Origin of the sequence: Streptomyces durocortorensis, from assembly GCF_016901035.1 — a bacterium.
Classification (GTDB): domain Bacteria; phylum Actinomycetota; class Actinomycetes; order Streptomycetales; family Streptomycetaceae; genus Streptomyces; species Streptomyces durocortorensis.
Window position 1 is genome coordinate 1 of the sequence record NZ_JAFEUF010000429.1, and the last position, 2857, is coordinate 2857.

Sequence of the window (2857 nt, forward strand, 5' to 3'; positions counted from 1 at the left end):
TGTGTTGTGGGCTCGTATTTGTGTTTTAGATACAGCGTGTGTTGGGTGGGCGAACGCCGACGCGCTCTCCGCCTCGTCCCGCTCACGCGCCGCAGAGTCCGGGAAACCCGGGGAATCCGACATGCTGCTCAACCGCCCTCTGCCCGTGGCCTGTGCCTGTGTGCTGCCCCAACTGGGTTGACCTGCGGGGACGGTACCAGCACTCGGTACCGCCCCCGCCCGGTCGCACATGCATTGACGGCCCGTCAGGCCGCGTCAGGCTGCCGCCGGTGTCTCCGCCAGCACCTCGGCCAGCGCCCGCGCCGCCCGTTCCGCGTCGGCGAACCCCACGTACAGCGGCGTGAATCCGAACCGCAGCACGTCCGGCCGCCGCAGATCGCCCACGACACCGCGCTCGATGAGGCGCCGCATCACGGGCTCGGCCTCGTCGCAGCGCAGGGCGACCTGGCTGCCGCGTTCGGCGTGCGCGGCCGGGGTGACGGAGGTGACCCGGCCCGCCGGGGCGTACGCCTCGACGCACTCCAGGAAGAAGTCCGTCAGCGCGAGGGACTTGGCCCGCACGACGTCCACCGACACCCCGTCCCACACGTCGAGCGCCGCTTCCAGCGTCAGCATGGAGACGATGTCGGGGGTGCCGACCCGGCCCCGTACGGAACCGTCCGCCGGGGCGAATTCGGGGGTCATGCCGAACGGGTCGGCGTGCGAGTTCCAGCCCGGCAGCGGCGAGTCGAAGCCGGCCTGGTGGCGCTCGGCGACGTACAGGTACGCGGGCGAACCGGGGCCGCCGTTCAGGTACTTGTAGGTGCAGCCGATGGCCAGGTCCACCCCGTGCTCGTCGAGCCCGACGGGAAGCGCGCCCGCGCTGTGGCAGAGGTCCCACACCGCGACCGCGCCCGCCGCGTGGACGGCGGCGGTCAGCCCGGGCAGGTCGTGCAGCCGCCCGGAGCGGTAGTCGACGTGGTTGAGCAGGACCACGGCGGTACGGGGACCGAGCGCGGCCGGTACCTCGTCCGGCGCGACGGGCACGATCCGGTGGCCGGTCAGCCGGGCGGCGGACGCCGCGATGTACCCGTCCGTGGGAAAGGTCGTCGCGTCAACCAGGATCTCGTCGCGTCCCTCGCCCGCGCCGGACGCGATCCGGGCGGCGGCGACGACGGCCTTGAAGACGTTCACGCTGGTCGAGTCACCGACGACGATCTGCCCGGCGGCGGCCCCGACGAGCGGGGCGATGCGGTCGCCGATCCGCTCGGGCGCGGTCCACCAGCCGCCCTCGTCCCAGGACCGGATGCGCAGCTCGCCCCACTGCCGGGTGAGGACGTCCTGGACGCGGGCGGGCACGTGAACGGGCAGCGCGCCGAGCGAGTTGCCGTCGAGGTAGACGCCGTCGTCGTCGAGGGCGAAGAGCGCGCGGCGCCCGGCCAGCGGGTCGGCGGCATCGAGCTTCAGCGCCCGCGCGCGGAGGTCTTCCGTCGTGTCCGTGGTCGTGGTCTCAGACATGGCTGCGCGCCGTCCACAGCTCGGGGAACACGTTCTTGGTGGCGCGCTTCTCCAGCCAGGCCACCCCGGCGGAGCCGCCCGTGCCGGTCTTGGAGCCCATCGCGCGGCGGGTGGCGACGAGGTGGTCGTTGCGCCATCGCCACACCAGCTCGCCGACGTCGGTGAGCAGCTCACCGAGGCGGACCAGCTCGTCGTTCTGGTCGTCGGAGGCGTAGATCTCCGCCCACACGGCCTCGACCTCGGGCGACGGCTCGTACCGCTTGGTCAGGTCCCGGGTGGTGACGGCCTCGGGGATGGCGTACCCGCGCCGGGCCAGCAGGGCGAGGGTCTCGTCGTACAGGCTCGGCTCCCCGAGCGCCTTCTCCAGCTCGGCGTACACGCGGGGCGCGCCCCGGTGCGGCACCAGCATGGAGGCGGACTTGTCGCCGAGCAGGAACTCCATCCGCCGGTACATCGCGGACTGGAATCCGGACCCCTCGCCGAGGGAGCCCCGGTAGGAGTTGAACTGGGCGGGGGTGAGTCCGGCGAGCGGCCGCCAGGACTCGTTGAGCGCCTCCAGCTCGCGCAGCGAACGCTTCAGGGCGTCGCGCGCGACGGGTATGCGGTCCTCGCGCAGGGCGCGGGTGGCGGTCTCCCACTCATGGACGATGACCGTGAACCACAGCTCCATGACCTGGGTGGTGACCAGGAAGACCATCTCGCCGGGATCGTCCGAGCGCAGGTGCTGGAGGTGGGTCAGGACGTCCGCCTGGACATAGTCCTCGTACGGAGTCGTTCCCGCGAAGTCCAGGTACGGGGTGTCCGCACCGGTGGCTTCGGGGTCGGGGTGGTTGGTCGACATTTCTGTCTCCTCGACACGAGCTTCCGGGTAGCGGTCCGCCCCTTCCGTGAGGTGGTGGAGCTCCGGTCCCCTGCTCGCATACTAAGCGCCTCCCCGCCCCATGTGCTCGGGCGGGGAGGCGCTCAGGAGTACGCGCCCGGGGTCAGCTGAGGATGTCGGCGGCGGTCGGCGAGGAGTCGCGCAGGAACGTCGAGCAGCGCTCGTGCTCCTCGGTCTCGCCGATCGCGCCCGCGGCCCGGGCGAGGGCGTGCAGGGCGCGCAGGAAGCCGCGGTTCGGCTCGTGCTCGAACGGGACGGGCCCGTGGCCCTTCCAGCCGGCCCGGCGCAGGGAGTCGAGGCCGCGGTGGTAGCCGGTACGGGCGTACGCGTACGACTCGACGACCCGGCCGCCCTCGAACGCCTCGTCGGCGAGCTGCGCCCAGGCGAGCGAGGAGGTGGGGTACTTCGCGGCGACCTCGGCGGGCGGGGTGCCGGCGGCGAGCAGCTCGCGCGGCTCGGGGTCGTCGGGGAGGTGGGTCG

The 2857-nt window shown here is 72.7% G+C and carries 3 protein-coding genes; all 3 read right to left on the reverse strand.

From position 1 onward, the window contains the following. Positions 1-255 precede the first annotated feature (255 nt). Positions 256-1497 (reverse strand): kynureninase, encoded by a 1242-nt coding sequence (kynU, locus tag JS521_RS34965; RefSeq protein WP_205086887.1) that lies wholly within the window; start codon positions 1495-1497, stop codon positions 256-258. Then, positions 1490-2338 (reverse strand): tryptophan 2,3-dioxygenase family protein, encoded by an 849-nt coding sequence (locus JS521_RS34970; RefSeq protein ID WP_030722149.1) that lies wholly within the window; start codon positions 2336-2338, stop codon positions 1490-1492. Before JS521_RS34970 ends, kynU begins: the two co-directional genes overlap by 8 nt. 142 nt (positions 2339-2480) lie before the next feature. Continuing rightward, positions 2481-2857, reverse strand: a 377-nt coding sequence (locus JS521_RS34975; protein WP_205086888.1) for a DUF3151 domain-containing protein, incomplete at its 5' end; no start/stop codon positions are given.

Excerpts from the sequence above, each read along its gene's own strand:
- kynU (WP_205086887.1), bottom strand. The coding sequence starts at position 1,497 with ATGTCTGAGACCACGACCACGGACACGACGGAAGACCTCCGCGCGCGG.
- JS521_RS34970 (WP_030722149.1), bottom strand. The coding sequence starts at position 2,338 with ATGTCGACCAACCACCCCGACCCCGAAGCCACCGGTGCGGACACCCCG.